The sequence below is a fragment of the Olavius algarvensis spirochete endosymbiont genome, assembly GCA_900608495.1.
Classification (GTDB): Bacteria; Spirochaetota; Spirochaetia; order DSM-2461; family DSM-2461; genus UBA2779.
In genome coordinates, this window is sequence record UWYT01000336.1 from 1 (window position 1) to 845 (window position 845).

Consider the following 845-nt stretch of genomic DNA (forward strand, 5'->3'; position numbering starts at 1 on the left):
TCATAAGGGAATGATGATTGACCCCTATACGGGCACAGGAGGTAGTGATTTTGACTATGTAAGAGGAAGCGACTCTACAGCTAATTTTTATAAGAATACTGGAGGATATTTTTTTGAACCCAAAAAAGAGGAAGAGTAAGATCATTCTACTGATACTGTGCATCCTTGTTTTCTCTCAAGGCTGCCTGTTTTCGAAAGATAAGACAGTTGGGGTAACTCTGAGGGAAGGGAGTCTTATCCTGCCCGATAAGACTCAGATTTCCATAGGTGACAGCTTTGAGAGTCTTAAATCCTTCTCGCCACGTCATCTAGAGTCCCATCCAGGAGGGGATTCATATTTCCTAACGAGTTCATCTAGCATAAATATTGATATTGACTTCGATGAGAAAATAGGAGCCTTTGGTATATACCTGTATTCGCTAGATGATGCCTGGACGGAGATTGAGAGAGTTGAAGTTGATGGTATGATAGAAGTCAATCGAGGAATGAAACGCGAGCAATTGATGAATATACTTGAAGATATCGGCCTGCACTATGAATTAGATTGGCGAACTTCTAGTACTGAGATTTATTTCAGTTTGAAAAATGGCTATGAAGTAAGCTTCAGATTTCTAGCTGAGATTGACGGCGAATTAGAGCGTGTCTACTACTGGAAAACAGCGCCGATGTCACTTCTTGCTGAATAGCAAGCATTCTGTTCACCTGCCTCGGGCCGGAGAACTCCACTTGGGCTTAAGGCACGGCCAGTGCTGTGGCCCCTCCTTTGAGCTGGAATCTTCTAATTCCACCTTGCGGCTTTGCTTGAGAATTCCTTATAAGACTCAAAGGAGCTGCCAGAGGGCCTT

The 845-nt window shown here is 43.3% G+C and carries 1 protein-coding gene; it reads left to right on the top strand.

From position 1 onward, the window contains the following. The first annotated feature begins 113 nt into the window (after positions 1–113). On the top strand, positions 114–686 hold the full coding sequence (locus S1OALGB6SA_RS09890) for a hypothetical protein (RefSeq protein ID WP_124033351.1): 573 nt from the start codon (positions 114–116) through the stop codon (positions 684–686). Positions 687–845: the final 159 nt, after the last annotated feature.